Raw genomic sequence first — 25825 nt, forward strand, 5'->3', positions numbered from 1 at the left:
GGATTGCGATGCTTCGTTCGATGTATTCCGGAATTGGTGCCATGAGAAATTTCCAAACGAAATTAGATGTCATTGGCAACAACATTGCAAATGTCAATACATATGGATTTAAAAAGGGAAGAACGATTTTCCAGGATTTAATTAGTCAAACGCTCTCCGGAGCAAGCGGGCCAAGTGAGGGACGAGGGGGGACAAACCCTCGTCAAGTGGGATTAGGCTCGCAATTAGCCGCGATTGATACGGTTCATACAACCGGCAGCACGCAAACAACAGGCCGTGTACTCGATTTAGCAATTTCCGGAGATGGGTTTTTTCAAGTTGCTGAATCCGCTGATAAAGCTAATTTTACTAACGTACGTTATACGAGGGCTGGGAATTTTTATTTAGATAAAGACGGATATTTAGTAACAAGTGACGGTTATTATGTAGTTGGGTTTGCAGCCTATGAAACAGGCACTTATGATCCAGACGGTTCAGGATCTGCTAATTCAATTAGTAATGTTACGCTAAGTCCTACACCATCAGACATCAAAGGTCAGTTTGATTTTAGCCAAAATCCGCCTACCTATACGGATGCAACAACAAATGGTAAAAGTGTTGAAATTACCCTTCCAGGAAGCGCGACTTTTAATGGTACTAACAATTCTACTAGCACTAACAAACCTAAAATTAATATTGAATACAAGCCAATTAAAATCCCGACTGACGCTCAAAGCGTAAGCATTGGCCAAGACGGTACGATCACATATGTTGACCAGTTTGGAACATTAAGATGGGCTGGGCAGCTTGTTTTGGCTAAGTTTCCTAACAACGGTGGATTAGAAAAAAATGGAGCAAATCTATACAAAGATACTCCGAACTCCGGCACGCCAATATTAAACTTTGCCGGCGCTTCTGGTATTGGTACTATCCAATCAGGCGCTCTGGAAATGTCCAACGTCGACCTTTCTGAAGAATTCACGGAAATGATTGTCGCCCAGCGCGGCTTCCAGGCAAATGCCCGCATTATTACGACATCGGATGAAATTTTGCAGGAGCTTGTCAACTTGAAGAAATAGCGAAGGGGGGAGGGTACTAGCTGCCATCTAGTACCCTAATACATACATGATTACACTGACTAGGCTCAATGGCAAAAAGTTTGTGCTAAATGCGCTTTATATTGAACAAGTCGAGGCATTTCCGGATACGACAGTTACACTAACGAATGGAAAAAGATTTGTTGTCCGCGAATCCGTACAGGAGGTTGTTGATTTAGTCAGCGATTTTTATCGGCAAGCCGCGGTGTTTCGTTTACCGCGAGATTTAGGAGGATCCGACAGTGAAAAGCAATAAATTAGTTAAAACGATGGTCACTATCCTTGTGGTGATTGCTCTCATCGGTACAGTAGCGCTAATCGCGGTGATGAAACTGACCGGTCAAAAAGAAACAGGAGCACCAAGTGTGGATGAAATTGTCAAAAGTTCATTCGATATTCCGGACATTACAACCAATCTGGCAGACGGAAGCTATGTAAAAGTTTCCTTTAAAATTCAAACCGACAGCAAAGATGGCAAGGAAGAAGCAGAAAAACGCGATTTTCAAATTAAAAACATCATTATCGAAGAACTTGCCGAAATGAAGGCGGAAAACTTTAAAGGAAAAAAAGGAATGATCGCGTTAGAGGAGCGGTTAAAACAGCAAATTAACCAAGTCATGCAAGAAGGAAAAGTAGAGCAAGTATATATTACCTCCTTTATCCTCCAATAGCCTGTACCGCAAGGGGGGAACGATCATAATGACGAATGGGGAAGTATTGTCGCAAAGCGAAATAGACGCGCTTTTAGCGGCGTTGTCCACTGGGGAAATGAGCGCGGAAGAATTAAAAAAAGAAGAAGAAGGCAGACGTGTCAAAGTCTATGATTTTAAGCGGGCGCTTCGTTTTTCGAAAGACCAAATTCGCAGTTTGACGCGCATTCACGAAAATTTTGCTAGATTATTAACAACGTTTTTCTCCGCCCAGTTGCGCACGTATGTGCAAATATCAGTGGCATCTGCCGATCAAATTCCGTATGAGGAGTTTATCCGCTCCATTCCAAAAATGACGATCATCAACGTTTTTGAAGTTCCGCCGCTGAACGGGCATATCTTGATGGAAGTAAATCCAAATATCGCGTATGCCATGCTTGACCGCGTGATGGGCGGCAGAGGAACAAGCATGAATAAAGTAGATAACTTGACGGAAATTGAAACGCGGATCATGTCCAATCTGTTTGATAAAGCGTTTGCCAATTTGCGCGATGCCTGGGAATCGGTGGCCGACATCAATCCCGTTTTAGCCGATTTCGAAGTAAACCCGCAGTTTTTACAAATGATATCGCCGAATGATACGGTGGTCGTTATTTCGTTAAACACACAAATCGGCGAAGCGAGCGGGATGATGAATATTTGCATACCGCACGTCGTGCTCGAGCCGATTATGCCAAGATTATCGGTTCATTATTGGATGCAAACGCAAAAAAAAGAAAGTTCTCCGGAGGAAGAAAAAGCGCTTGAGGAGCGGATTCGTTTGGCGAAGCTGCCGATTATTGTCGAGCTTGGCACGGCAGCGATTACGATTGAAGAATTTTTGCAGCTCGAAGTCGGCGATGTCATTGAGCTTGCGCAGTCGATTCACCAGCCGCTTTTAGTGAAAGTCGGTGATATTCCAAAATTTATTGGACAGCCGGGGAAGAGAAATAAAAAGCTGGCGGTTCAAATTTTAGGTACGGTTAAGGGGGACGAAAATGACGATGATGAATGATGGCATGCTATCGCAAGATGAAATCGATGCGCTGCTGCGCGGAGTAGGCGAAACCGACAGCCTTCCAGCATTAGCGGACATATTGTCCCCATTAGAACAAGATGCGCTCGGGGAAATTGGCAACATTTCGTTTGGAAGCTCGGCGACAGCGCTGTCGATGCTGTTAAATCAAAAGGTGGAAATTACGACGCCAAGCGTCTCCATTATTGAACGGAAAAATGTAGCCGATGAATTTCCAATGCCGTATGTAGCGATTCAAGTGAATTATACGGAGGGGTTTTTGGGGACGAACCTGCTGGTTATCAAACAGGATGATGCGGCGATCATTGCCGATTTGATGCTAGGCGGGGACGGGAAAAGCACAAGCGTCTCTTTAGGAGAAATCCAGTTAAGCGCGGTGCAGGAAGCAATGAACCAAATGATGGGTTCGGCAGCAACATCGATGTCGACCGTTTTTGGAAAACGAGTCGATATTTCTCCCCCGACTATTCATTTGCTGGACATAAAGGAAGGGGAAGGGCTTGAGTATTTACCGGATGAAGAGATATTGATTAAAGTTTCGTTTCGCTTGAAAATTGGCAGCTTAGTAGATTCGAACATTATGCAGCTATTGCCTGTCGATTTCGCAAAAGAGATTGTACAACAGCTCCTTCAGCCTGACGGCCATGAAAAAGATCCTTCCGAGGGCGTCTTATATGCAGTGCAAAAGGATAACGCAGGGGAAGAAAAAGCACCGCAATGGAAAACGGAAGAGACAGGCCGCACGCAGCCAGTCCCTTCGGTCCATTATGCTGACGGCACAGCGGCTTCTTATTCCCATCATGATGCGGAACGGTCCATTGCATCGCATTCCAGCCGTTTTGCCGGAAGCGGGAAAACAACGGTGCGGAACATTCAAACAGCCGATTTTGCCGAATTTGAACCTTCCCCGCCAGCGGAAGCAGAGGTGAAAAATTTATCGCTGCTTCTCGATGTTCCGTTGCAAGTAACGGTCGAATTAGGGCGGACGAAGCGCTCCGTCCAGGAAATTTTGCATTTATCGGCCGGATCGATTATTGAATTGGATAAACTGGCTGGGGAACCCGTCGATATATTGGTCAATAATAAGTTAATCGCTAAAGGAGAAGTGGTCGTGATTGACGAAAATTTTGGTGTTCGCGTGACCGATATCATTAGCCCAAGCGATCGTTTAAAAAGATTAAAATAGTCGTTTAGGAGGTTTATAGGAAATGGCCAGAATATTAGTGGTAGATGACGCAGCATTTATGAGAATGATGATTAAAGACATTTTAACGAAAAATGGGCACGAAGTAGTAGCGGAAGCGGCGGATGGACGGCAGGCGATTGAAAAATACAAGGAAACCCGTCCGGATATCGTCACGATGGATATTACGATGCCAGAGATGGATGGCATTACCGCCTTACGAGAGATTAAAAAAATTGACAGCAACGCCAAAGTGATTATGTGTTCGGCAATGGGGCAGCAGGCAATGGTTATTGACGCGATTCAAGCGGGGGCGAAAGATTTTGTCGTCAAGCCGTTCCAAGCCGACCGCGTTATCGAAGCAATCAATAAAACACTCGGCTGATGTAAGAGGTGGAATACATTTGTTTCCGTCACGGGTCATTTTATTATGTCTATGCCTTATCATCGCGGCCGCTGCGCAAACAGGTTTTCCTGCTTTCGCGCAGCAGCCGCCGACGGTAAAAGAATGTCTGCAGCGTCCTAGCTTATGCGACCAACCGGCAAATTCGCCGAAAAGCAAAGCGGCGCCGACTGAACAAGCACAGCCATCGCCTTTTTCCATTTGGGACATTGTCCGCTTAATCGGAGCAACGCTGCTGGTGATTGCCTTAATTTGCGGGCTGCTAAAATTTCTTTACCACCGCGGCCAGCTGCTTCCTGGAAAAAAGGGAGTGATTGAGCATCTTGGCGGGACAAGCGTCGGCGCGAACCGCTCTGTCCAGCTAATCAAGGTCGGAAACCGCATTCTTGTCATTGGCGTCGGCGAATCGATTCAGCTATTGTGCGAGATTGCCGAAGAGGACGAAATGAAAGAAATTTTAGCGCTGCATAACGAGCGGCTCGAGCACATGCTCGAACCGGGCAAATGGGGAGGAGCACGGCTGCGCGATTATTTAGCGGATAAACGGAAGCAGTCAAACGGGGCTAATGATCGGTTTCGCAACATGCTGCTAAAAGAAATGCAGGAGCTATCCGTGAAACGAAAACAATTGTTGGAGCAGATGAAACAGAAGGGATCGACATTGGATGAATGAATTAATGAGCATGTTTAATGAGGTTGCTCCTGAACATGTATCCATATCGGTTAAGCTGCTGCTGCTGTTAACCGTATTGTCTATTGCTCCTGGCATTTTAATCATGATGACATGTTTTATACGCATTGTGATCGTGTTGTCGTTCGTCCGCACATCGCTCGGAACGCAGCAAATGCCGCCTAATCAAGTACTCGTTGGCTTAGCGCTGTTTTTGACGTTTTTTATCATGGCGCCGACGTTTAAAGAAATCAATGATCAAGCACTGCAGCCGTTATTCTCTGAAAAGATTAATTTGGAACAGGCGTACGAACGAGCGTCTGTGCCGATGAAGGAGTTTATGAGCAAGCATACCCGGCAAAAGGATTTGGCGCTGTTTTTATCGTATAGCGGCGCCAAAAAGCCGAAAACGGTGCAAGATATTCCGCTGACGACGCTTGTTCCAGCATTTGCGATCAGCGAATTGAAAACGGGATTTCAAATGGGATTTATGATTTTTATACCATTTCTCGTCATCGATATGATAGTCGCTAGCGTCCTGATGTCGATGGGGATGATGATGCTCCCTCCTGTCATGATATCGTTGCCGTTTAAAATTTTATTGTTTGTGCTTGTTGATGGCTGGTATTTAGTTGTGAAATCACTGCTAGAAAGCTTTCAGTAAAGTGGGTGGCAATGATGAGTACCGATTTTGTGATTCGGATTGCCGAACAAGGAGTGTACATGATTTTAATTGTCTGCGGGCCGCTGCTTTTATTATCATTGGCGGTTGGGCTGATCATTAGCATTTTTCAGGCAACGACGCAAATTCAGGAGCAGACGTTGGCGTTTGTTCCGAAAATTGTCGCTGTCCTTGTTGGGCTTGTTTTTTTCGGGCCGTGGATGCTGTCAAAAATGGTGTCTTACGCCCATGATATTTTAAACAATTTAACACAATTTATAGGCTGATGCACGATGGAACCATTACTGTTGCATTTTCCGGCGTTTTTGCTGGTGTTTGCGCGCGTTGCTTCCTTTTTTGCTACCTTGCCGCTGTTTTCGTATCGAACGATTCCGAACGTACATAAAATTGGATTATCTTTTTTCTTTAGCTGGATCATATTTTTTGCCATTTCGCAGCCAACGGTTGCTATAGACGAAATGTATGTATTGTTAGTGCTAAAAGAAGTGCTCGTTGGTCTCGGGATTGGCTTGTTTGCTTATATGATTATGGCGGTGGTTCAGATTGTCGGCGGATTGATTGATTTTCAAATGGGATTTGCGATTGCCAATGTCATCGACCCGCAGACAGGAGCGCAAAGTCCGCTAATGGGGCAATATTTGTATACGTTTGCCTTACTGTTATTGCTTTCCGTCAACGGACATCATCTTCTGCTCGATGGCATCTTTTACAGTTATCAATTTATTCCGCTTGACCAGTGGCCGCGGTTTGCTGATAGCCATGTCGTTCCATACATCGTTAAATCGTTTGGCATGATGTTTGCCATCGCTTTTCAAATGTCTGTTCCGCTCGTCGGCTGTTTATTTTTAGTCGATGTGGCGCTCGGCATCGTTGCCCGCACCGTGCCGCAACTGAATATTTTCGTCGTCGGGTTTCCGGTAAAAATCGTTGTGGCATTGATTTTATTCGTCGCAACAATGGCGGCGTTGTTTATCGCCGTCCGCCATTTGTTTGATGTGATGTTTGTATCGATGCGCGAGCTGATGCGGCTTTTAGGAGGCACATAAATGAACGGATTGCGCCTTGATTTGCAGTTTTTTGCCGAGGAAAAAACGGAAAAAGCGACACCGCGGAAACGGCAGGAAGTGCGGGAAAAAGGGCAAGTGGCGAAAAGCGCCGACATCAATACCGCGATGGTCATGCTTGTTGTATTTCTCGTTTTATTCTTTTCCGGAACGTACTATAAAGAAAAAATGCTGCATTTGTTGTCCCAATCATTTAAGCAATACGCCCGTGCTGATTTAACGATCGATTCGGTTCATCTTCTTTTTATCAACTGGTTAAAAAACACGGCATTGATCATCGCTCCTGTTTTTTGCGCAGCGGTTGTTGCCGCCTGTTTAGCTAATTTTTTGCAAGTAGGGTTTTTATTTACGACGGAGCCTTTAAAAATGGACTGGAACAGGCTTAATCCGATCCAAGGTCTGAAGAGGATTATCTCATTGCGTGCAGTAGTAGAGCTGTTAAAATCGTTTCTAAAAATTGGCATTGTTGGAATGGTGACATTTGCTTTGTTATGGCTTCAGCTCGATCATATTTTGTCGTTGACCACGAAATCGTTAAGCGCGACATTAAGCTCGTTAGCTAGTTTAACGGTAAAAATGGGGCTTTATGCCTCTGTGGCGCTGTTGTTTCTTGCTATCTTCGATTACTTGTACCAACGTTTTGACTTTGAGAAAAATATTCGCATGTCCAAGCAGGATATTAGAGATGAATACAAAAAGACAGAAGGAGACCCGCTAATTAAATCAAAAATGAAGCAAAAACAGCGGGAAATGGCGATGAAAAGAATGATGCAGGAAGTGCCGAGGGCCGATGTAGTCATCACCAACCCGACCCATTACGCCGTCGCGTTGAAGTATGAAGACGGAAAAATGGATGCGCCGATGGTCGTAGCGAAAGGGGCGGATTATGTGGCGCTAAAAATCAAACAACTAGCAAAAGAGCATGATGTCGTGACCGTAGAAAATCGTCCGCTTGCCCAAGCGTTGTATCGGCAAACGGAAATTGGCGACATGATTCCGCAAGAATTTTTCAAAGCGGTAGCGGAAATTTTAGCATACGTGTACCGCTTGAAGCGAAAAGTTTAGCAGTAAGGAGAGAACATGTATGCAAGCAAAAGATTTATCCGTATTATTGATGGTCGTCTTAATTGTAGCAATGCTAATTATTCCGCTGCCGTCCTGGCTTTTAAGCGTATTGATCATCATCAATATTTCGCTTGCGCTGTTAGTTCTCCTTACGTCGATGAATATGAAAGAGCCGCTGCAATTTTCCATTTTTCCTTCGCTTTTGCTGCTGCTCACGCTATTTCGTTTAGGACTGAACGTTTCCACCACCCGTTCGATTTTAAGCAAAGGGGAAGCAGGCGGTGTTGTGGAAACATTTGGGACATTTGTTGTCGGGGGGAATGTTGTCGTCGGCTTTGTCGTATTCTTGATTTTAATTATCATCCAGTTTGTCGTTATTACGAAAGGAGCGGAACGGGTATCAGAAGTGGCGGCCCGCTTTACGCTTGATGCGATGCCAGGAAAACAGATGAGCATTGATGCCGATTTAAACGCCGGAATGATTTCCGAACAAGAGGCGCGGCAACGCCGGGAAAAAGTGGCACGGGAAGCGGACTTCTACGGGGCGATGGATGGAGCGAGCAAATTCGTTAAAGGCGATGCGATCGCCGGATTGATTATTGTTGTGATTAACTTGCTTTTTGGTATGGTCATCGGCGTTGTCCAGCAGGGGCTTGACATTTCCGAAGCGGCGCAACGCTACACATTATTAACGGTTGGCGATGGAATCGTCAGCCAAATTCCGGCGCTGTTAATTTCGACCGCTACCGGTATTGTTGTGACAAGAGCGGCATCTGACAGCAACCTTGGCGGCGACATTATGAAACAGTTGTTTGCCTTTCCAAAAATGTTATATGTCACAGCAGGAACGATTTTCTTGCTCGGCCTGTTTACGCCGATTAGCGATGTGCTGACGATTCCGATTGCGGGCTTGCTTGCGCTTGGCGGATACCGCTTTTCCGTGCGGGAGACCCATCCGGAAACAGCCGCTATGCAAGATGAAGCAGAAGAAACGGAAATGGATGAATTAAAAAGCCCGGAAAGCGTCATTAACCTGCTTCATGTCGATCCGATTGAATTTGAGTTTGGCTATGCGCTCATTCCGCTTGCTGACGCCAACCAAGGCGGCGATTTGCTCGACCGCATCGTTATGATCCGCCGCCAGCTGGCGCTCGAGCTCGGGCTGGTGATTCCGGTTGTCCGCATCCGCGACAATATTCAGCTGCAACCGAATGAGTACCGGCTGAAAATCAAAGGGGATGAAGTAGCGCGCGGCGAATTGCTCTTGGATCATTATTTAGCGATGAGTCCGGGAATCGAAGATGATTCGGTAGAGGGGATTGACACGGTGGAACCGGCATTTGGCCTTCCCGCGAAATGGATTTCCGAGCAGATGAAAGAGAGAGCGGAAATGCTGGGTTATACGGTCGTCGATCCGCCGTCGGTTGTATCTACCCATATTACGGAAGTGTTGAAAACTCATGCACATGAATTGCTAGGACGCCAAGAAACGAAACAGCTTATCGACCATTTAAAAGAATCGTATCCGGTATTGGTGGAAGAAGTGACACCGAATCCGCTTTCCGTCGGGGAAGTGCAAAAAGTGCTGGCTAAACTCCTGAAAGAAAAAGTATCAATCCGCAATTTGCCTCTCATTTTTGAGACGTTGGCCGACTTTGCCCGCATGACGACGGATACCGATATATTAGCGGAATACGTGCGGCAGGCGCTGGCACGGCAAATTACAAGCCAGTATGCGATTCCAGGCGAGCCATTAAAAGTCATTACCTTATCCGGAAAAGTGGAAAAAACGGTGGCGGAGGCGGTGCAGCAGACGGAACATGGCAGTTACTTGTCTCTGGATCCGACGCTGTCTCAATCGATTATCGAAGCAATTGCTGCACAGCTTGAGAAGCATGTATTTGCAAACCAAACACCAATTTTGCTATGTTCTCCAGCCGTTCGCATGTATGTGCGGCAATTGACGGAACGCTATTTTCCAAACTTACCTGTTTTATCCTACAATGAGCTGGAGACAAATGTGGAAGTCCAAAGCGTTGGGATGGTGGAGATCGAATGAAAGTAAAAAAATTTGTTGCGCCGTCGATGTCGGAAGCAATGAAAATGATTCGTGCTGAACTTGGAAGCGATGCGGTGATTTTAAATTCCAAAGTCGTTCATAAAGGCGGGCTTTTTGGGCTGTTTACGAAAAAAAATATCGAAGTGATCGCCGCTGTTGACCCGCAGCCGATCCGTTCGAAAGCGGTGGGGAAAAAAGAAGAAGTTTCATTTTCCTCCTCGTTTCTGAATGAAAAAAAAGGGAGAGAAGATGGAAAGCTGCTTTATGAATTACAAGAGCTGAAGGCGATGATAAAGCAGCTTTCCGCCAATGCCATGACCGGCATTCCTTCTTATCCAGCCCCGCTTAGCAAAGTTCAATGCCGGCTTGAAAGCCAAGGCATTTCCGCTTCATTAGTCCAGGACATTGTAGCTGCCTTATTGGAAAAATGGTACGTAGACGGCGGAAAAGCGCCGGAAAAACAGGTGATTGCCTGGGCTAAAGAAATAATGAAAGAAAAATTGGCATCCGTTCCGTTTGGGGGCATTTCGTTGCGAAAAAAATATATTAATGTCGTTGGACCGACCGGCGTAGGCAAAACGACGACGCTGGCGAAAATCGCAGCCCGCTGCGTATTGGAGCAAAGGAAAAACATCGCGTTTATTACGACCGATACTTATCGGATTGCGGCTATCGAACAATTAAAAACGTACGCGCAAATTTTAAACGTACCGCTGGAAGTCTGTTATAATTTGCAAGATTTTCAAGAGGCGAAGAAAAAATTGTCCGACCGCGATATCGTCTTTATTGATACGACAGGGCGGAATTTCCGCAATCCGCAATATGTTAAAGAGTTGCGAAACATCATCGATTTTGACGAAGAAATGGAGACGTTTCTCGTATTTGCCCTTACGGCAAAATACGAAGATATGAAAACAATCTATGAACGGTTTTCCCTTGTTCCGATCGATCGCTTTATCTTTACGAAATTAGACGAAACTACTTCGTATGGGGCGATGTTTAATTTAATGATGGAATATAACGTAGGAGCGGCTTACTTTACTAACGGACAAAATGTACCGGACGACATTAGCGAGGCGTCGCCGGAACAACTGATAAACATGCTGTTTGGGGTCGAAGGAAGATGAAAGATCAGGCAGAAAACTTGCGGTTGCGTTTAGGCAGGCAAAACGGGCAAAAACGAATCACGAAAACGATCGCTATTACGAGCGGAAAAGGAGGGGTTGGCAAATCCAACGTCTCTCTCAATTTTTCTATCATGTTGTCGCGACGCGGTTTTCGGGTATTATTGCTGGATATGGATATTGGAATGGGAAATATTGATATTTTGCTTGGGCAATCTTCACCGTTAACGATTGTTGACTTGTTTGCGAAGCAGCTTCCGTTGCAAGAACTGATTAAAACAGGTCCGGACAACATATCGTTTATTGCCGGCGGAACGGGATTGACCAACATTTTTACGATGGACGAGGAAAAAGTCGACTATTTTCTAACAGAGCTGCAATCGGTATCAGCGCAATATGACTATCTTATTTTCGATATGGGAGCTGGCATTTCCGAAGATCGGCTCTATCTATTAAAGGCTGTCCATGACATTTTTATTGTCACCACGCCGGAACCGACAGCCATCACTGATGCGTATGCGATGATGAAATATATGTATACGCAGGAAAGGGAGATTCCGCTGTACGTCATTGCGAACCGCGTGCGGACGGACAAAGAAGGCCGTGAGACGTTAGAGCGTCTGAAACAGGTAGCGAAACAATTTTTGGACAAAGAGGTGATTCCGCTGGGCATGCTGCCGGAAGACCGCACCGTTGCGAAAGCGGTAGTACGGCAAACACCGTTTTTGTTGTTTGATCCCACTGCTAAAGTAAGCCGTGCTATGCATACGCTAGCGGACCGTTATTTATCGGCCGGCGCAGTGGCGCAAGAGAAAGAGAGGGATCCATTTCATTTTTTTGCCAGACTGCGTCACTTTTTACTAGAAAGGTGAGGCCACCCATGGATAAAGTGAAAGTGCTTGTCGTCGATGATTCGGTTTTTATGCGGAAAATGATTGTCGACTTTCTTTCGGAAAACCCGCACATCGAAGTGGTAGGAACGGCGAGAAACGGGAAGGAAGCGTTAGAAAAGATTTTACAATCACATCCCGACGTCGTGACGATGGATGTGGAAATGCCGATCATGAACGGACTGGAGGCGCTCAAGCAGATCATGCAGGAACATCCGCTTCCGGTTGTCATGGTATCGAGCACGACGACGGAAGGGGCGGAAAATACGATCACCGCTATGCAATATGGTGCCGTTGATTTTGTCGCGAAACCATCTGGCTTCATTTCGCTCGATTTATATAAAGTAAAGGGAGAGCTGACTAGTAAAGTGCTGCTGGCGAGCCGTGCCAATGTCCGGATCATTTCCAGAAACAGCAAATTTGGTAAAATTGCCGTCAATCATTGGATAAAGCCATTTTCGCATCAGGCGTCTCAGCGCAAAAAAGTGATCGGCATCGGCACATCCACAGGAGGGCCGCGCGCATTGCAGCTTGTACTGACTAAATTTCCGGAAAATTTCCCTGCGCCCATCGTCATCGTCCAGCACATGCCGAAAGGCTTTACCAAATCGTTAGCGCAACGGCTTGATGCGCTTTCGTCTATAACGGTGAAAGAGGCAGAGGATGGGGAAACGTTGCAAAATGGTACGGCATATATTGCGCCTGGGGGCTATCATTTATTAGTTCATGAAGCAAAAGGAATGCTGACGGCCCGCCTCGAACAGTCACCGCCGCGAAACGGTCACCGTCCTTCCGTCGATGTGCTGTTTGAATCGCTCAGTACCGTAACGGATTACGAAAAAATAGCTGTCATTATGACGGGGATGGGATCGGACGGAACAGCGGGATTAAAAAAGCTGAAAGAAAACGCCGCCACGAAAGTGATCGCCGAAGCGCAGGAGACGGCAGTGGTGTTTGGAATGCCGAAAGCAGCGATTCAGGCGAACGTCGTCGATGACATTGTACCTTTAGAAGAAATTGCCGGGGCCATTATCAAATATGTGGAAGGGTAAGGGGGAAAAGAAAATGGATATGAGCCAATATTTAGAGATATTCATTGACGAAAGCAAAGAGCATTTACAGGCCATCAATGAACAGTTGCTAGAATTAGAAAAAGCGCCGGAAGATATGGCAATCGTCAATGAAATTTTTCGTTCCGCCCATACGTTAAAAGGAATGTCAGCGACGATGGGGTTTGATGATTTAGCCAATTTAACCCATCAAATGGAAAATGTGCTGGATGGCATTCGCAATCATAAAATTGCCGTTATCCCGGAAATATTGGATGTTGTATTTCAAGCAGTCGATCACTTAGAAGCGATGATTATGGCGATTGCTGCAGGTGGCGACGGCAAACGCGACGTAAAAGAAGTGGTGGAGCAATTAAAGCGGATTGAACAAGGAGAAGTCCCCTCCCTAGCGGAGCGACCGTCCAATACTTTTTCGGTACCGCTTAGGCAAACATACGGGGAATTTGAGTATAATGTGCTGCAGCAGTCCAAAGAGCAAGGCTTTTCCGCCTATGAAATCCGCGTGAAATTGCGGGCAGACTGCTTGTTAAAATCGGCGCGTGTCTATATGATTTTTGAAGCATTAAACGAGGCGGGCGAAGTGATTAAATCAACTCCCCCTGCCGAGATGCTTGAAGAGGAGCAATTTGATCAAGAGTTTTTGCTAACGGTAGTGACAAAGCAATCAGCGGAACAATTATATGAGCGACTGATGAAAGTTTCTGAAGTAGAAGAGGTAGAAGTTGTACCGCTCGATATCGATAGACGGAAAGAAACGGGCAGTGCGGGAGAAGAACATGAAACCATGCTTAGGCAGCAAGCGGCGGCCGTTCAAGAGGAAAAGGGGAAAACGACGGAGAAAAATGTGGCGGCAAGACAATCGGTGCCGCCGAATAAAACGATTCGCGTCAATATTGAACGACTCGATGTTTTAATGAATTTGTTTGAGGAGCTCGTCATTGACCGTGGGCGGTTAGAACAAATTGCCCGTGAATTGAATCATCCGGAATTGAATGAAACGGTGGAACGGATGTCGCGTATTTCTAGTGATTTGCAAACGATTATTTTAAACATGCGCATGGTTCCGGTAGAAACCGTGTTTAACCGTTTTCCACGTATGGTCCGGCAATTGGCGCGCGAATTAGGGAAAAAAGTAAACTTGGAAATCATCGGCGCGGAAACTGAGCTCGACCGTACTGTCATTGATGAAATCGGCGACCCGCTCGTCCATCTTCTCCGCAATGCGATCGACCACGGCATTGAAACGCCTGATGTACGCAGGGCAAGCGGTAAGCCGGAAGAAGGAACCGTGAAGTTAAAAGCATACCATAGCGGCAATCATGTGTTTATTGAAATTGAAGATGACGGAGCCGGCATTAAGCGGGAAAAAGTGCTGCAAAAAGCGCTCGATCGTGGAATCGTCTCCCAGCAAAACATTGCTAATTTAACGGACAAGCAAGTATATGAACTAATTTTTGCGCCAGGCTTTTCCACCGCTGATCATATTTCCGATATTTCTGGGCGCGGGGTGGGGCTTGATGTTGTCAAAAGCACGATTGAATCGCTTGGCGGAACGGTGACGGTAGATTCGGAAGAAGGGAAAGGGTCGATTTTTTCTATTCAATTGCCATTGACGTTATCGATTATTTCTGTATTACTTGTAGAGATTCAGCAGGAAAAATACGCGATTCCCTTATCATCGATTATTGAAACAGCCATTATTAAAAAAGAAGATATTTTACATGCGCATAATCAGCAGATGATTGATTTCCGTGGAAAAGTAGTTCCGCTTGTATTTTTGAAAGACATTTTTGAAGTGCCAGCGGCAGTGGCGGAAGAGGAAGTGGTTTCCGTGGTGATCGTTCGCAAGGGGGAAAAAATGGCAGGACTTGTTGTCGATTCGTTTATCGGGCAGCAGGAAGTCGTATTAAAATCATTAGGAAACTATTTAACATCCGTCTTTGCGATTTCCGGTGCAACGATATTAGGTGACGGCCAAGTAGCGCTTATTATCGACTGCAATGCGCTAATTAAATAATTTGTTTGATTGGGAGGGGAAACGAAAAATGACGGCGATTCAAGGAGTCGAATGGAAAGTAATTGCTTTCCGGTTAAAAGATGAAGAATATGCCATCCCAGTTCAATATGTCCGCTCTATTGAAAAAATTCAGCATATTACCCGCGTGCCGCGCACGGCGCATTATGTCAAAGGAGTAATCAATTTACGCGGTGTCGTTACGCCGATTATTGACTTGCGGGAGCGGTTTGGCTTTCCTTCCGTGCCGTACTCTGAACAAACGCGCATTATTATCGTCTCCATCAAAGATTTCGAGGTCGGATTGATCGTCGATGCGGCCAATGATGTGCTCGACATCCCGTCATCAAGCATGGAGCCGCCGCCGGAAGCGATTGGAACGGTGGCAGCCGATTATATTCACGGGGTTGCCAGATCCGGAAAAAGGCTATTAATTTTGTTAAATTTAGAAAAAGTACTGGAAAAATAAGTCGGTTTCCCGTTGATTTTTCGCATTACTGGAGAGGAGCTGCTGCTTTATGGATCATATTCGCAAACTTACCGGCACCCATATTGATATTTTAAAAGAAATGGGCAATATCGGGGCGGGAAATGCGGCGACGGCGCTGTCCAAGCTATTAAACAAAAAAATTGAAATGGCGGTTCCGCATGTGCAAATTGTTGCATTTGATGAAATGATGGAGCTGATCGGCGGGGCCGAGCAAGTCGTAGCATGTGTGTATTTGCGCATTGAAGGTGATGCGCCGGGAAATATGTTTTTCGTCTTGTCACTCGAGCAGGCGGAGCGTTTTATCCGGCAGATGACCGGTGATGAAACGTTTTCGTTTCGTGAACATTCGACTGAACTAGGACAATCCGCATTGCAAGAACTAGGAAACATCCTTGCCGGTTCCTATCTTTCCGCTTTGGCCGACTTTACTCATTTAGTGCTTTATCCGTCCGTCCCGATGCTTACCGTCGATATGATTGGCGCTATTTTGCAGTATGGGCTGCTCGAATTGTCCCGCGCCGGCGATTATGCCATTTTGATTGATACTGCAGTATATGATGAACGGAGTCCAGAAGACAGTGTCAATGGCCACTTCTTTTTGCTCCCTGATCCAGATTCGTTTGCCTCTATCTTTCGGGCGTTGGGTGTGGAGCTTCCATGAGTGAAACGATCCATATCATAAAAGTTGGCATTGCTGATATGAATGTTGTGCGTGCACCAAATGTCATTCGTACGACTGGATTAGGGTCGTGTGTCGGTGTTGTGATTTTTGATCTGATGAAAGAGGTGGCTGGAATGGCCCATGTGATGCTTCCCGATTCCGCGATGGCAAGATCGGAAACGATCAATGCGGCCAAATATGCTGATACAGCGGTGGCGGCGCTCATCGAGCTTGTTCTCGAGGCAGGGGGAAGAAAAGAAATGTTAAAGGCAAAAATAGCTGGCGGGGCGCAAATGTTTTCCTTCCCTTCGCAAAGTAGCGACATGATGCGGATTGGGGCGAGAAATGTCGAAGCGGTAAAATGGCAGTTAAAGCGTTTTCGTATCCCGATCGTTGCCGAAGACGTCGGTGGCAGCAGCGGAAGAACGATTGAGTTTAACCCGCAGACGGGCGTTTTATTGATTCGCACGGTTAATCAAGGAGTCAAGGAAATATAACAAAGGAAACAGCGGCATTTTCAAATAAACGGGGTGGAACAATATGGCATATGTGTTAGCGGACGAAGAACGGAAATATTGGGATAGCTGGGTAGAGCACCGCGATCCGCAAGCCGGAGATAAGCTCGTACAGATATATATGCCGCTCGTTCATTATCATGTGCAGCGAATTGCGGTGTCGCTGCCGAAAAATATTCACAAACAGGAATTAGTCAGCCTCGGGCTGATTGGTCTTTATGATGCGCTGGAAAAATTTGATCCTTCGCGCGACTTAAAATTTGATACATATGCGTCTTTTCGCATCCGTGGTGCCATTTTGGACGGGCTGCGCAAGGAAGATTGGCTCCCGCGCAGCATAAGAGAAAAGGCGAAAAAAATTGAGGAAACGATCGAAAGGCTGGAACAGCGGTATATGCGCTCCGTGACAGCAAAGGAAGTCGCCGCTGAATTAGGGATGGCAGAAGAGGAAGTGTATACGGTAGCCAACGAGAACTTTTTCGCCAACGTGTTATCTTTCCAACAAGTTGTGACAGAGGAGGAAGAAGAAACGGCGCCTTTAGCCGTTCGCGATGAAAAAACGCCATCTCCGGAAGAAGAAGTGATCAAACGGGAGTTGTACGAAAAATTAGCGGAAGTAATTGAACAGCTGAGCGAAAAAGAGCAGCTTGTGATTAGTTTATTTTATAAAGAAGAATTGACATTTACAGAAATCGGCGAAATTTTAGGGCTTTCCACCTCAAGAATTTCCCAACTTCATTCTAAAGCGATTTTTAAGTTGCGCAAAATTTTAGAAGCGGCGCTTTAAGATGGAAAGGAAGGTAGATGGCATTGGATATGAAGCTAGCGGAGCTGCAAATCGCTTCCCCGAAGACATATGGCGCCGGGAATATGCAAAATGTGCTGCACCAGCATTCATAAATCGTGCAATCGCAGCTTGTAGAAGCGGCAAAAAACAAGATGCCCGCACGCGTAAGCAAACAACCGAAAAGCGCACAAGCGCGAATATCGGCCGCAAGCGACATGGCGGCAATATTCATCCATATAAAGAAAAAATTGACATTAAAGGATAGTGGAAAACCATGCTTGCATTTTTGCTCACGATTAGTTTTCTTCTTCATGCGCTTTCCTTATGGATCATTATTTTGCTTTATTTGCGGTTAGCCAAGGTAAAAGAAATCGAAAAGCAGCAGCAGCAAATGACGGAAGAGATGGAACAAACATTTTCTGCCTATTTATTAGAGTGGAAGGAAGAAAACGAACGCTTCTTAGCAGAGCTGGCGGCAATATTGCCAAACCGCACTCAGACGGACCATTCACCGCCAAAAGACAGCGCCGAGCCGCAGGCGGAAGGCAACGAAACAACGGCGACAAGCGAAGAGACGGAAACGGAAGCGCTCCCTAGCTATTTTCCAAACATTGATGAGATAAAAGATGTTGTAGATATACGTCAACGGCCGGCTTCTTTCGCCGCCGCTCGCGTTCGGCAGCTTTACGAACAAGGAAAAACAGCAGAAGAAATCGCGAAAATCCTAAAGAAAGGAAAAACAGAAGTGGAGTTATTGTTAAAATTCCGCCAAAAGTAGGCAAATAATTGCTTGATTTGTCACAGGCAGTTATGATATATTTTTATATGGTGTGAATACACACGTCCATCGATTTAAGCAACGGTGCTGACGTAACATCGTCAGTCTTGCTTAAAGATGACATGGGCGGAGGAATAAAAACCAAAATATAGGAGGAACCAACATGTCGGTCATTTCGATGAAACAATTGCTTGAAGCTGGTGTTCATTTCGGACATCAAACTCGCCGTTGGAATCCAAAAATGAAAAAATATATTTTCACGGAACGCAACGGCATTTATATTATCGACTTGCAAAAAACCGTCAAAAAAGTAGAAGAAGCATACAACTTCGTCAAAGAATTAGCGGCAAACGGCGGCAAAATCTTGTTTGTCGGTACGAAAAAACAAGCGCAAGAATCGGTGAAAGAAGAAGCAGAACGCTGCGGCATGTTCTATGTCAACCAACGCTGGCTAGGCGGTACGCTAACGAACTTCGCGACGATTCAAAAACGCATTAAGCGTTTAAGAGAAATTGAAAAAATGGAGGAAGACGGCATTTTTGACGTGCTTCCGAAAAAAGAAGTCATCCGCTTAAAGAAAGAGCAAGAACGTTTAGAGAAATTTTTAGGCGGCATTAAAGAAATGAAAGAATTGCCGGACGCTCTGTTTGTCATCGACCCGCGCAAAGAGCGCATCGCAGTTGCGGAAGCGCGCAAATTAAACATTCCGATCATCGGTATCGTGGATACAAACTGCGATCCGGATGAAATCGACTATGTCATTCCAGCAAACGACGACGCGATTCGCGCGGTAAAACTTCTTACTTCGAAAATTGCCGATGCAGTATTAGAAGCAAAACAAGGCGAAGAAGCAGTCGTTGCTGCCGAGTAATTTGGTTTAGAAAGGTGATAAGAGGGGGAAGCCTTTTATCACCTTTTTTTGAGACAGAAAATCGCTCTTCTTGGCTATACTACGAATACGGCAGAAAACAAAATTTGCTTTGCGAATTTTGTTTAAACGATACATACATGCGATTTTAAAGGAGGATTTATTTGATGGCGATTACAGCACAAATGGTAAAAGAACTGCGCGAAAAAACAGGCGCGGGAATGATGGACTGCAAAAAAGCATTGATGGAAACAAATGGTGATATGGACAAAGCGATCGATTGGCTTCGCGAAAAAGGAATCGCCAAAGCGGCGAAAAAAGCGGACCGCATTGCAGCAGAAGGAACAACGCTTATTGAAACAGCCGGCAATACCGCCGTTATTTTAGAAGTGAATTCGGAAACAGATTTTGTGGCGAAAAACGAAGCGTTCCAAACGTTAGTAAAAGAGCTTGCCGCCCACTTGCTAAAACATAAGCCGGCTACGCTGGAAGAAGCGCTTGGGCAAACAATGGATAACGGATCTACCGTTCAAGATCATATTAACGAAGCGATTGCTAAAATTGGCGAAAAAATCACGCTGCGCCGCTTTGAAATTCTTGAAAAAGGTGACAATGACGTTTTCGGTGCGTACTTGCACATGGGCGGCCGCATCGGCGTATTAACATTATTAGCAGGTACGACAAACCAAGAAGTGGCGAAAGATGTGGCTATGCACATTGCGGCATTGCATCCGAAATACGTTTCCCGCGACCAAGTGCCACAGCAAGAAGTTGAACATGAACGCGAAGTGTTGAAACAGCAAGCACTAAATGAAGGAAAACCGGAACATATTGTCGAAAAAATGGTGGAAGGCCGTTTAAATAAATTTTATGAAGATGTTTGCTTGCTAGAACAAGCGTTTGTAAAAAATCCGGATGTAAAAGTGCGCCAGTATGTTGAATCGAACGGTGCGACGGTAAAACAATTCGTCCGCTATGAAGTCGGCGAAGGCATTGAAAAACGCCAAGATAACTTTGCTGAAGAAGTCATGAACCAGGTAAGAAAGCAATGAAGCAAAGCAACAGGGAACACACGCCGTGTTCCCTATTTTTAAAATGGCATGTTGTAATCCTGCCAGAACATCGTTTTCAGTGATCACTGTTTTTCCTAATTAGCTGCATGGAGGTTTGACATGGAAAAACCAAAATACAAGCGTATTGTTTTAAAGTTAAGCGGTGAAGCGCTTGCTGGCGAACAAGGATTTGGCATTAACCCTGCGGTCATTCAGTCGATTGCAAAACAAGTAAAAGAAGTGGCCGAACTCGGCGTGGAAGTCGCTATTGTTGTCGGCGGCGGCAATATATGGCGCGGAAAAACCGGAAGCGAAATGGGAATGGATCGCGCCACTGCAGACTATATGGGAATGCTGGCGACGGTCATGAATTCGCTGGCACTTCAAGATAGCCTTGAAAATCTCGGAGTGGAAACGCGGGTGCAAACATCGATCGAGATGCGCCAAGTAGCTGAACCTTACATACGAAGAAGAGCGATCCGACATCTCGAGAAAAAACGCGTTGTTATTTTTGCGGCCGGCACTGGAAATCCGTATTTTTCAACAGATACGACGGCTGCATTGCGCGCGGCGGAAATTGAAGCCGATGTCATTTTAATGGCGAAAAACAATGTGGACGGCGTATATAGCGCAGATCCGAAAGTGGATGCCAATGCCGTAAAATATGACGAACTATCGTATTTGGATGTCATTAAACAAGGATTGGGCGTCATGGATTCTACCGCTTCGTCGTTATGCATGGACAACGATATTCCGTTAATCGTTTTTTCGATTACAGAAGAAGGAAATATCAAGCGTGCTGTTTTAGGTGAAAATATCGGAACAATCGTAAGGGGGAAGTAAGGATGGCTCAACAAGTGATCAATAACGCGAAAGAAAAAATGGATAAAGCGGTGCAGGCGTTCAGCCGTGAACTGGCGACGATTCGCGCCGGAAGAGCGAATCCAAGTTTGCTTGAAAAAGTCACGGTCGATTACTATGGTGTGGCGACGCCAATTAATCAATTAGCAAGCATCAGCGTGCCGGAAGCCCGTTTGCTTGTCATTCAGCCTTATGACAAATCGGTGATTAAAGAAATGGAAAAAGCGATTTTAGCTTCCGATTTAGGGCTGACGCCATCGAACGACGGATCGGTTATTCGCATTGTCATTCCGCCATTGACGGAAGAACGGCGCCGTGAGCTGGTGAAGCTGGTGAAAAAATATTCAGAAGACGCCAAAGTCGCGGTGCGCAACATTCGTCGTGATGCGAACGATGAATTGAAAAAACTTGAGAAAAATGGCGAAATTACCGAAGATGAATTGCGTGGCTACACGGAAGATGTTCAAAAACTTACCGATGATCATATCGCCAAAATTGATGCGATTACCAAAGAAAAAGAAAAAGAAGTAATGGAAGTATAATCGAACAAGGAAAACCCTCTATATTTATGGAGGGTTTTTTTGTTATAATGAAGAGGCAAAAATAGGACAGGAGAAAAATAATGCAAAAATTGCGTTGGGGTACGCACTAGTCGCATAGTACATGAATGGAAAAATATTTTCATACGGAGGACTAGTATGTTTAATAAAATTTGGAAAAATAAAGTGGAGGAATCTTTTTCTCCCACTAGCTACACAAAAGAAGAAATACTGCAAAACCCGATCCCGAAACATGTGGCCATCATTATGGACGGAAACGGGAGATGGGCGAAAAAACGGGCGTTGCCGCGGGCAGCGGGCCACTACGAAGGGATGCAGGTTGTTCGTAAAATCACTCGTTTTGCCAACGAACTCGGCATTCAAATATTATCGCTATATGCCTTTTCAACAGAGAATTGGAAGCGACCGAAAAGTGAAGTGGATTATTTAATGAAGCTTCCGGAACAGTTTTTAACGACATTTCTGCCTGAATTAATAGAGGAGAACGTAAAGGTGCGGGTCATGGGTCATACGGAGCAGCTTCCCGACCATACCCGCAGAGCGGTGGAAAAAGCGATTCGCGAAACAGAAAAAAATACCGGGTTAATTCTTAACTTTGCTTTAAACTACGGAAGCCGGGCGGAAATTACATACGCGGTGCAGAGAATTGCCAAAGAAGTGCAAAAAGGGACATTGGCACCGGAAGCAATTACAGAAAAAATAATATCCTCTTACTTAATGACAAAAGAGCTGCCTGACCCGGATTTACTCATTCGCACAAGCGGCGAAATCAGGTTAAGCAATTTTATGCTATGGCAGCTCGCCTATACGGAATTTTGGTTTACTGATGTCCTATGGCCGGACTTTACCGAGCAACATTTATTAGAAGCGATCGCCGTCTTTCAACAGCGTGATCGCCGGTTTGGAGGAGTATAAACGCGATGAAACAGCGAGTCATTACTGGAGTGATTGCGGCCGCTTTATTTCTGCCGATTGTTATTTTTGGCGGATTTCCGTTTATAATAGTAACATATATATTAGCGACGGTCGGGCTGTTTGAATTATTTCGCATGAAGCGCCTGCGCGTCGTTTCTCCTGAAGGGGCGATCAGCTTTGTCGTTTTATGGCTGCTGCTTCTTCCCCAGCAATATGAAAGCGGGCTTGCGTCTTTCCACGCAACCAAACTTGGGCTGCTGCTGTTAGGCGCCTTCTTATTGCTTGCGTATACAGTGGTGACGAAAAACGCCTTTACCTTTGATGAAGCGGGGTTTATTCTTTTATCCATTCTTTACGTAGGTTTCGGATTTTATTGTTTTAGCGAAATTCGCTCCATTGGTTTAGCGTATATGGTTTATGCTCTGTTTATTATATGGGCAACCGATATCGGGGCATATTTTATCGGGCGTGCCTTTGGAAAGCGAAAATTATGGCCGGAAATCAGCCCAAATAAGACTGTGGAAGGTTCCATTGGCGGAATCATTTGCGCCGTCGCCGTCGCCGTAGTTTATCAATGGACAACAAATCTTTTTCACAGCATCGGTTTTGTATTGGTGATGACGATTGTTCTTTCCATCTTCGGACAATTGGGAGATTTAGTCGAATCAGCATTTAAGCGGCATTACGGCGTAAAAGATTCCGGGAATATTTTGCCGGGTCACGGCGGGATTTTAGATCGCTTTGATAGTTTATTATTTATTTTGCCTATTTTATACTTTTTCATTAGCATGGCGCTATAAGGGAGTTAGGAGTGAAGACATTGAAATATATTAGTATATTAGGGGCGAGCGGTTCGATCGGTACGCAGACGCTCGATATCATTCGTTCCCATCCCGATGAATTTCGGCTAGCGGCTGTTTCGATTGGAAAAAATGTCGATATGGCGCGGGCGATGATTGAAGAGTTTGCCCCCCGTCTCGTTGCCGTCGCCGATCGGGATGCGTATGATAAACTGCGGAGCGAATATGCAGGCAAAGTAAAAATCATTTATGGGGAGGAAGGATTAATAGAAGCGGCCGTTTTTCCGGAAACGGATATCGTTGTAACGGCTGTTGTCGGCAGCGTTGGCCTTGTGCCGACGCTAAAGGCGATTGAAGCAGGCAAAACAATTGCGCTCGCAAATAAAGAAACGCTTGTAACAGCAGGACATATTGTGACGGAAGAGGCAAAAAAACGGGGAGTTTCTCTGTTACCGGTTGACAGCGAACATTCCGCTATTTTTCAATGTTTGCAAGGGGAAAAACGAGAACAGGTGGAAAAAATTATTTTAACCGCGTCCGGCGGCAGCTTTCGCGATAAAACGAGAGAAGAGCTGAAGCACGTAACGGTAGAAGAAGCGCTCCGCCATCCTAACTGGTCGATGGGCGCAAAAGTTACGATTGACTCGGCAACGATGATGAATAAGGGACTGGAAGTCATTGAAGCGCATTGGCTTTTTGAACTGTCTTATGAGCAGATCGATGTATTATTGCATCGTGAAAGCGTCATTCATTCGCTTGTTCAATTTCGCGATACAAGCGTCATTGCCCAGCTTGGAACACCGGATATGCACGTGCCGATTCAATACGCGCTGTCTTATCCGGAACGCTTGCCGCTAAGCGTCAAACCGCTTGATTTGGCGCAGATTGGCACTTTAAACTTCAAACGGATGGATTTGGAGCGTTACCGTTGTTTGCGGTTTGCGTATGAAGCAGGAAAGGCGGGCGGATCGCTGCCGACAGTATTAAATGCAGCCAATGAAGAGGCAGTCGCCGCTTTCCTTGCCGGCCGCATCGCATTTCTTGACATCGAAGAATATATCGAACGCGCCCTTGAGTGGCATGAAATGATCAAAGAGCCATCACTTGAGGAAATTCGCCGCATAGATGCGGAAACGCGCAAATACGTTCAGTCACTACTATAAAAAAGGTGGTTGAAACATTGGAACCAATTATTGCATTTGTTGTTATTTTCGGTGCGCTTGTCTTTTTCCATGAACTTGGCCATTTGCTTTTCGCGAAGAGAGCCGGAATTTTATGCCGGGAGTTTGCCATCGGCTTTGGCCCAAAAGTATTTTCCTTTAAGAAAAACGAAACGGTCTATACCATTCGTCTGCTTCCGTTAGGCGGTTTTGTCCGCATGGCCGGCGAAGACCCGGAAACGGTGGAAGTAAGGCCAGGGCAAGTGGTTGGCTTGGAGCTCGACCGTAATGGCAACGTCGATAAAATTATTATCAATCATAAGGACGACTATCCAAATGCGAGAATTATTGAAGTAGAGGATGCGGATTTAGAGCACCGCATGTATATTACCGGCTATGTAGACGGAAACGAGGAGCGGTTGGAACGATTTACAGTGAACGAGCCTGCTTTCTTTGTCGTTGATCATCAAGAAATTCAAATCGCTCCTTATCACCGCCAATTTGTGGCAAAGACGTTAGGGCAGCGGACGATGACGATTTTCGCAGGACCGCTGATGAACTTTGTGCTTGCTTTCGCCGTGTTTTTAATCATTGGTTTGTTGCAAGGATATCCGGTTGACAAACCGATCATCGGGGAACTGACAGAAAAAGGAGCTGCGAAGGAAGCTGGCCTCCGGCAAGGAGATGTCGTCCTTTCGATTGACGGCGAGCCGGTCAAAACGTGGACGCAAATTGTCAATATTATCCGCGCCCATCCGGAAGAGGAACTGTTGTTTAAAATACAGAGGGATGGAAAAGTAATGGATATTGCGGTAACCCCTGAAGCCAAAACGGTACAGGGAGAAACCATTGGCTTAATCGGTGTGTACGGACCGATGGAAAAATCGGTGCTCGGTTCATTAAAACAAGGCATGCTGGAAACGTACTATTGGACGAAAGAAATTCTTGGCGGCCTCGGACAGCTAATCACCGGCCAATTTAAGCTCGATATGCTGTCAGGACCGGTCGGCATTGCTGTTTCGACTGGAAAGGTCGCGGAGTCGGGAATTTATTATTTAATGAAATGGGGAGCGATTTTAAGCATCAACCTTGGCATCGTCAACCTGCTGCCGCTTCCTGCCCTTGATGGCGGCCGCCTGCTCTTTTTCGCCATTGAAGCGCTGCGGGGCGAGCCGATTGACCGCCAAAAAGAAGGAATGGTTCACTTTATCGGTTTTGCGCTCCTCATGCTGTTAATGCTTGTCGTTACATGGAACGATATTCAAAAATTTTTCCTATAAAATGGTGTGAAAGAAGGGGCATGTTCTCCCTTCTTTCCTAAAAACAAAAGAGATAGAGAAAAAAGAGGTGCGA

The 25825-nt window shown here is 45.6% G+C and carries 30 protein-coding genes; all 30 read left to right on the forward strand.

The genetic code is table 11. The features are described 5' to 3' along the window. Positions 1–8: 8 nt before the first annotated feature. The 30 genes from HT574_RS03105 to rseP all read left to right on the forward strand — a co-directional run bounded on the left by HT574_RS03105 (position 9) and on the right by rseP (position 25752). Positions 9–1058 carry a flagellar basal-body rod protein FlgG gene (locus HT574_RS03105; protein ID WP_175243420.1) on the forward strand — a complete coding sequence of 350 codons (1050 nt, stop codon included), beginning with the start codon at positions 9–11 and terminating at the stop codon, positions 1056–1058. Between the two features lie 46 nt (positions 1059–1104). Beyond that, on the forward strand, positions 1105–1332 hold the full coding sequence (locus tag HT574_RS03110; RefSeq protein WP_017437080.1) for a flagellar FlbD family protein: 228 nt from the start codon (positions 1105–1107) through the stop codon (positions 1330–1332). Continuing rightward, positions 1319–1747, forward strand: coding sequence for a flagellar basal body-associated protein FliL (fliL, locus tag HT574_RS03115; RefSeq protein WP_175243421.1), 429 nt, complete (start codon positions 1319–1321; stop codon positions 1745–1747). Before HT574_RS03110 ends, fliL begins: the two co-directional genes overlap by 14 nt. A 28-nt stretch (positions 1748–1775) precedes the next feature. Further along, the gene (fliM, locus tag HT574_RS03120; protein WP_175243422.1) at positions 1776–2780 is read left to right on the forward strand and encodes a flagellar motor switch protein FliM; all 1005 of its coding nucleotides are present in this window, start codon (positions 1776–1778) and stop codon (positions 2778–2780) included. After that, on the forward strand, positions 2770–3987 hold the full coding sequence (fliY, locus tag HT574_RS03125) for a flagellar motor switch phosphatase FliY (protein WP_175243778.1): 1218 nt from the start codon (positions 2770–2772) through the stop codon (positions 3985–3987). The genes fliM and fliY overlap by 11 nt, the downstream gene beginning before the upstream one ends. 22 nt (positions 3988–4009) lie before the next feature. Next, on the forward strand, positions 4010–4369 hold the full coding sequence (locus tag HT574_RS03130) for a response regulator (protein ID WP_017437076.1): 360 nt from the start codon (positions 4010–4012) through the stop codon (positions 4367–4369). A gap of 19 nt (positions 4370–4388) precedes the next feature. After that, positions 4389–5060 (forward strand): flagella biosynthesis regulatory protein FliZ, encoded by a 672-nt coding sequence (gene fliZ, locus HT574_RS03135; protein ID WP_175243423.1) that lies wholly within the window; start codon positions 4389–4391, stop codon positions 5058–5060. Continuing rightward, positions 5053–5721, forward strand: a complete 669-nt coding sequence (gene fliP, locus HT574_RS03140; RefSeq protein ID WP_175243424.1) for a flagellar type III secretion system pore protein FliP — start codon at positions 5053–5055, stop codon at positions 5719–5721. The genes fliZ and fliP overlap by 8 nt, the downstream gene beginning before the upstream one ends. 14 nt (positions 5722–5735) lie before the next feature. Then, positions 5736–6005: a flagellar biosynthesis protein FliQ gene (fliQ, locus tag HT574_RS03145; protein ID WP_175243779.1), complete on the forward strand. Its 270-nt coding sequence runs from the start codon at positions 5736–5738 to the stop codon at positions 6003–6005. Positions 6006–6011: 6 nt separating this feature from the next. Further along, positions 6012–6785, forward strand: coding sequence for a flagellar biosynthetic protein FliR (gene fliR, locus HT574_RS03150; RefSeq protein ID WP_175243425.1), 774 nt, complete (start codon positions 6012–6014; stop codon positions 6783–6785). Beyond that, positions 6786–7868, forward strand: coding sequence for a flagellar biosynthesis protein FlhB (gene flhB / locus HT574_RS03155; protein ID WP_175243426.1), 1083 nt, complete (start codon positions 6786–6788; stop codon positions 7866–7868). 19 nt (positions 7869–7887) lie between these two features. Continuing rightward, positions 7888–9927: a flagellar biosynthesis protein FlhA gene (gene flhA / locus HT574_RS03160; RefSeq protein WP_175243427.1), complete on the forward strand. Its 2040-nt coding sequence runs from the start codon at positions 7888–7890 to the stop codon at positions 9925–9927. Beyond that, entirely contained in the window at positions 9924–11054 is a 1131-nt protein-coding gene (gene flhF, locus HT574_RS03165) for a flagellar biosynthesis GTPase FlhF (protein ID WP_175243428.1), read from the forward strand. The genes flhA and flhF overlap by 4 nt, the downstream gene beginning before the upstream one ends. Then, complete coding sequence (locus HT574_RS03170) at positions 11051–11923, forward strand: MinD/ParA family protein (RefSeq protein ID WP_175243429.1); 873 nt, start codon at positions 11051–11053, stop codon at positions 11921–11923. Before flhF ends, HT574_RS03170 begins: the two co-directional genes overlap by 4 nt. Positions 11924–11931: 8 nt before the next feature. Beyond that, positions 11932–12993 carry a protein-glutamate methylesterase/protein-glutamine glutaminase gene (locus tag HT574_RS03175; protein ID WP_175243430.1) on the forward strand — a complete coding sequence of 354 codons (1062 nt, stop codon included), beginning with the start codon at positions 11932–11934 and terminating at the stop codon, positions 12991–12993. Positions 12994–13006: 13 nt separating this feature from the next. Further along, on the forward strand, positions 13007–15028 hold the full coding sequence (locus HT574_RS03180; RefSeq protein ID WP_175243431.1) for a chemotaxis protein CheA: 2022 nt from the start codon (positions 13007–13009) through the stop codon (positions 15026–15028). 28 nt (positions 15029–15056) lie between these two features. Next, a complete protein-coding gene (locus HT574_RS03185; protein ID WP_175243432.1) occupies positions 15057–15494 on the forward strand; it encodes a chemotaxis protein CheW in 438 nt (145 codons plus the stop codon). A 49-nt stretch (positions 15495–15543) separates the two neighbouring features. Next, positions 15544–16176: a chemotaxis protein CheC gene (locus HT574_RS03190; RefSeq protein WP_175243433.1), complete on the forward strand. Its 633-nt coding sequence runs from the start codon at positions 15544–15546 to the stop codon at positions 16174–16176. Then, positions 16173–16673: a chemotaxis protein CheD gene (locus HT574_RS03195; RefSeq protein WP_175243434.1), complete on the forward strand. Its 501-nt coding sequence runs from the start codon at positions 16173–16175 to the stop codon at positions 16671–16673. The genes HT574_RS03190 and HT574_RS03195 overlap by 4 nt, the downstream gene beginning before the upstream one ends. Positions 16674–16716: 43 nt before the next feature. After that, the gene (locus tag HT574_RS03200) at positions 16717–17478 is read left to right on the forward strand and encodes a FliA/WhiG family RNA polymerase sigma factor (RefSeq protein ID WP_175243435.1); all 762 of its coding nucleotides are present in this window, start codon (positions 16717–16719) and stop codon (positions 17476–17478) included. 1 nt (position 17479) lies between these two features. Beyond that, positions 17480–17743 (forward strand): hypothetical protein, encoded by a 264-nt coding sequence (locus HT574_RS03205; RefSeq protein WP_254698550.1) that lies wholly within the window; start codon positions 17480–17482, stop codon positions 17741–17743. 9 nt (positions 17744–17752) lie between these two features. Further along, positions 17753–18256: a hypothetical protein gene (locus tag HT574_RS03210; protein ID WP_175243436.1), complete on the forward strand. Its 504-nt coding sequence runs from the start codon at positions 17753–17755 to the stop codon at positions 18254–18256. A gap of 163 nt (positions 18257–18419) precedes the next feature. After that, positions 18420–19127, forward strand: coding sequence for a 30S ribosomal protein S2 (gene rpsB, locus HT574_RS03215; protein WP_017437059.1), 708 nt, complete (start codon positions 18420–18422; stop codon positions 19125–19127). A 164-nt stretch (positions 19128–19291) separates the two neighbouring features. Beyond that, positions 19292–20176 carry a translation elongation factor Ts gene (gene tsf, locus HT574_RS03220; protein ID WP_175243437.1) on the forward strand — a complete coding sequence of 295 codons (885 nt, stop codon included), beginning with the start codon at positions 19292–19294 and terminating at the stop codon, positions 20174–20176. A gap of 120 nt (positions 20177–20296) precedes the next feature. Continuing rightward, the gene (gene pyrH, locus HT574_RS03225) at positions 20297–21019 is read left to right on the forward strand and encodes a UMP kinase (RefSeq protein WP_017437057.1); all 723 of its coding nucleotides are present in this window, start codon (positions 20297–20299) and stop codon (positions 21017–21019) included. Positions 21020–21021: 2 nt separating this feature from the next. Beyond that, on the forward strand, positions 21022–21579 hold the full coding sequence (frr, locus tag HT574_RS03230; protein WP_017437056.1) for a ribosome recycling factor: 558 nt from the start codon (positions 21022–21024) through the stop codon (positions 21577–21579). A gap of 156 nt (positions 21580–21735) precedes the next feature. Further along, on the forward strand, positions 21736–22512 hold the full coding sequence (locus HT574_RS03235; protein WP_175243438.1) for an undecaprenyl pyrophosphate synthase: 777 nt from the start codon (positions 21736–21738) through the stop codon (positions 22510–22512). Between the two features lie 5 nt (positions 22513–22517). Continuing rightward, positions 22518–23312 carry a phosphatidate cytidylyltransferase gene (locus tag HT574_RS03240; RefSeq protein WP_175243439.1) on the forward strand — a complete coding sequence of 265 codons (795 nt, stop codon included), beginning with the start codon at positions 22518–22520 and terminating at the stop codon, positions 23310–23312. Positions 23313–23332: 20 nt separating this feature from the next. Further along, positions 23333–24475 (forward strand): 1-deoxy-D-xylulose-5-phosphate reductoisomerase, encoded by a 1143-nt coding sequence (gene dxr / locus HT574_RS03245; protein WP_175243440.1) that lies wholly within the window; start codon positions 23333–23335, stop codon positions 24473–24475. A 17-nt stretch (positions 24476–24492) separates the two neighbouring features. Beyond that, a complete protein-coding gene (gene rseP / locus HT574_RS03250) occupies positions 24493–25752 on the forward strand; it encodes an RIP metalloprotease RseP (protein ID WP_175243441.1) in 1260 nt (419 codons plus the stop codon). The last annotated feature ends 73 nt before the right edge of the window (positions 25753–25825 follow it).

The sequence above is a fragment of the Parageobacillus sp. VR-IP genome, from assembly GCF_013357975.1.
Lineage (GTDB): Bacteria > Bacillota > Bacilli > Bacillales > Anoxybacillaceae > Saccharococcus > Saccharococcus caldoxylosilyticus.

Excerpts from the sequence above, each read along its gene's own strand:
- HT574_RS03235 (WP_175243438.1), top strand. The coding sequence starts at position 21,736 with ATGTTTAATAAAATTTGGAAAAATAAAGTGGAGGAATCTTTTTCTCCC.
- HT574_RS03105 (WP_175243420.1), top strand. The coding sequence starts at position 9 with ATGCTTCGTTCGATGTATTCCGGAATTGGTGCCATGAGAAATTTCCAA.
- flhB (WP_175243426.1), top strand. The coding sequence starts at position 6,786 with ATGAACGGATTGCGCCTTGATTTGCAGTTTTTTGCCGAGGAAAAAACG.
- HT574_RS03240 (WP_175243439.1), top strand. The coding sequence starts at position 22,518 with ATGAAACAGCGAGTCATTACTGGAGTGATTGCGGCCGCTTTATTTCTG.
- fliY (WP_175243778.1), top strand. The coding sequence starts at position 2,770 with ATGATGAATGATGGCATGCTATCGCAAGATGAAATCGATGCGCTGCTG.
- fliR (WP_175243425.1), top strand. The coding sequence starts at position 6,012 with ATGGAACCATTACTGTTGCATTTTCCGGCGTTTTTGCTGGTGTTTGCG.
- flhF (WP_175243428.1), top strand. The coding sequence starts at position 9,924 with ATGAAAGTAAAAAAATTTGTTGCGCCGTCGATGTCGGAAGCAATGAAA.
- HT574_RS03130 (WP_017437076.1), top strand. The coding sequence starts at position 4,010 with ATGGCCAGAATATTAGTGGTAGATGACGCAGCATTTATGAGAATGATG.
- HT574_RS03195 (WP_175243434.1), top strand. The coding sequence starts at position 16,173 with ATGAGTGAAACGATCCATATCATAAAAGTTGGCATTGCTGATATGAAT.
- fliP (WP_175243424.1), top strand. The coding sequence starts at position 5,053 with ATGAATGAATTAATGAGCATGTTTAATGAGGTTGCTCCTGAACATGTA.
- HT574_RS03185 (WP_175243432.1), top strand. The coding sequence starts at position 15,057 with ATGACGGCGATTCAAGGAGTCGAATGGAAAGTAATTGCTTTCCGGTTA.
- fliQ (WP_175243779.1), top strand. The coding sequence starts at position 5,736 with ATGAGTACCGATTTTGTGATTCGGATTGCCGAACAAGGAGTGTACATG.
- HT574_RS03110 (WP_017437080.1), top strand. The coding sequence starts at position 1,105 with ATGATTACACTGACTAGGCTCAATGGCAAAAAGTTTGTGCTAAATGCG.
- tsf (WP_175243437.1), top strand. The coding sequence starts at position 19,292 with ATGGCGATTACAGCACAAATGGTAAAAGAACTGCGCGAAAAAACAGGC.
- HT574_RS03175 (WP_175243430.1), top strand. The coding sequence starts at position 11,932 with ATGGATAAAGTGAAAGTGCTTGTCGTCGATGATTCGGTTTTTATGCGG.
- HT574_RS03200 (WP_175243435.1), top strand. The coding sequence starts at position 16,717 with ATGGCATATGTGTTAGCGGACGAAGAACGGAAATATTGGGATAGCTGG.
- HT574_RS03205 (WP_254698550.1), top strand. The coding sequence starts at position 17,480 with ATGGAAAGGAAGGTAGATGGCATTGGATATGAAGCTAGCGGAGCTGCA.
- pyrH (WP_017437057.1), top strand. The coding sequence starts at position 20,297 with ATGGAAAAACCAAAATACAAGCGTATTGTTTTAAAGTTAAGCGGTGAA.
- HT574_RS03190 (WP_175243433.1), top strand. The coding sequence starts at position 15,544 with ATGGATCATATTCGCAAACTTACCGGCACCCATATTGATATTTTAAAA.
- frr (WP_017437056.1), top strand. The coding sequence starts at position 21,022 with ATGGCTCAACAAGTGATCAATAACGCGAAAGAAAAAATGGATAAAGCG.
- HT574_RS03180 (WP_175243431.1), top strand. The coding sequence starts at position 13,007 with ATGGATATGAGCCAATATTTAGAGATATTCATTGACGAAAGCAAAGAG.
- fliM (WP_175243422.1), top strand. The coding sequence starts at position 1,776 with ATGACGAATGGGGAAGTATTGTCGCAAAGCGAAATAGACGCGCTTTTA.
- HT574_RS03210 (WP_175243436.1), top strand. The coding sequence starts at position 17,753 with ATGCTTGCATTTTTGCTCACGATTAGTTTTCTTCTTCATGCGCTTTCC.
- HT574_RS03170 (WP_175243429.1), top strand. The coding sequence starts at position 11,051 with ATGAAAGATCAGGCAGAAAACTTGCGGTTGCGTTTAGGCAGGCAAAAC.
- rpsB (WP_017437059.1), top strand. The coding sequence starts at position 18,420 with ATGTCGGTCATTTCGATGAAACAATTGCTTGAAGCTGGTGTTCATTTC.
- flhA (WP_175243427.1), top strand. The coding sequence starts at position 7,888 with ATGCAAGCAAAAGATTTATCCGTATTATTGATGGTCGTCTTAATTGTA.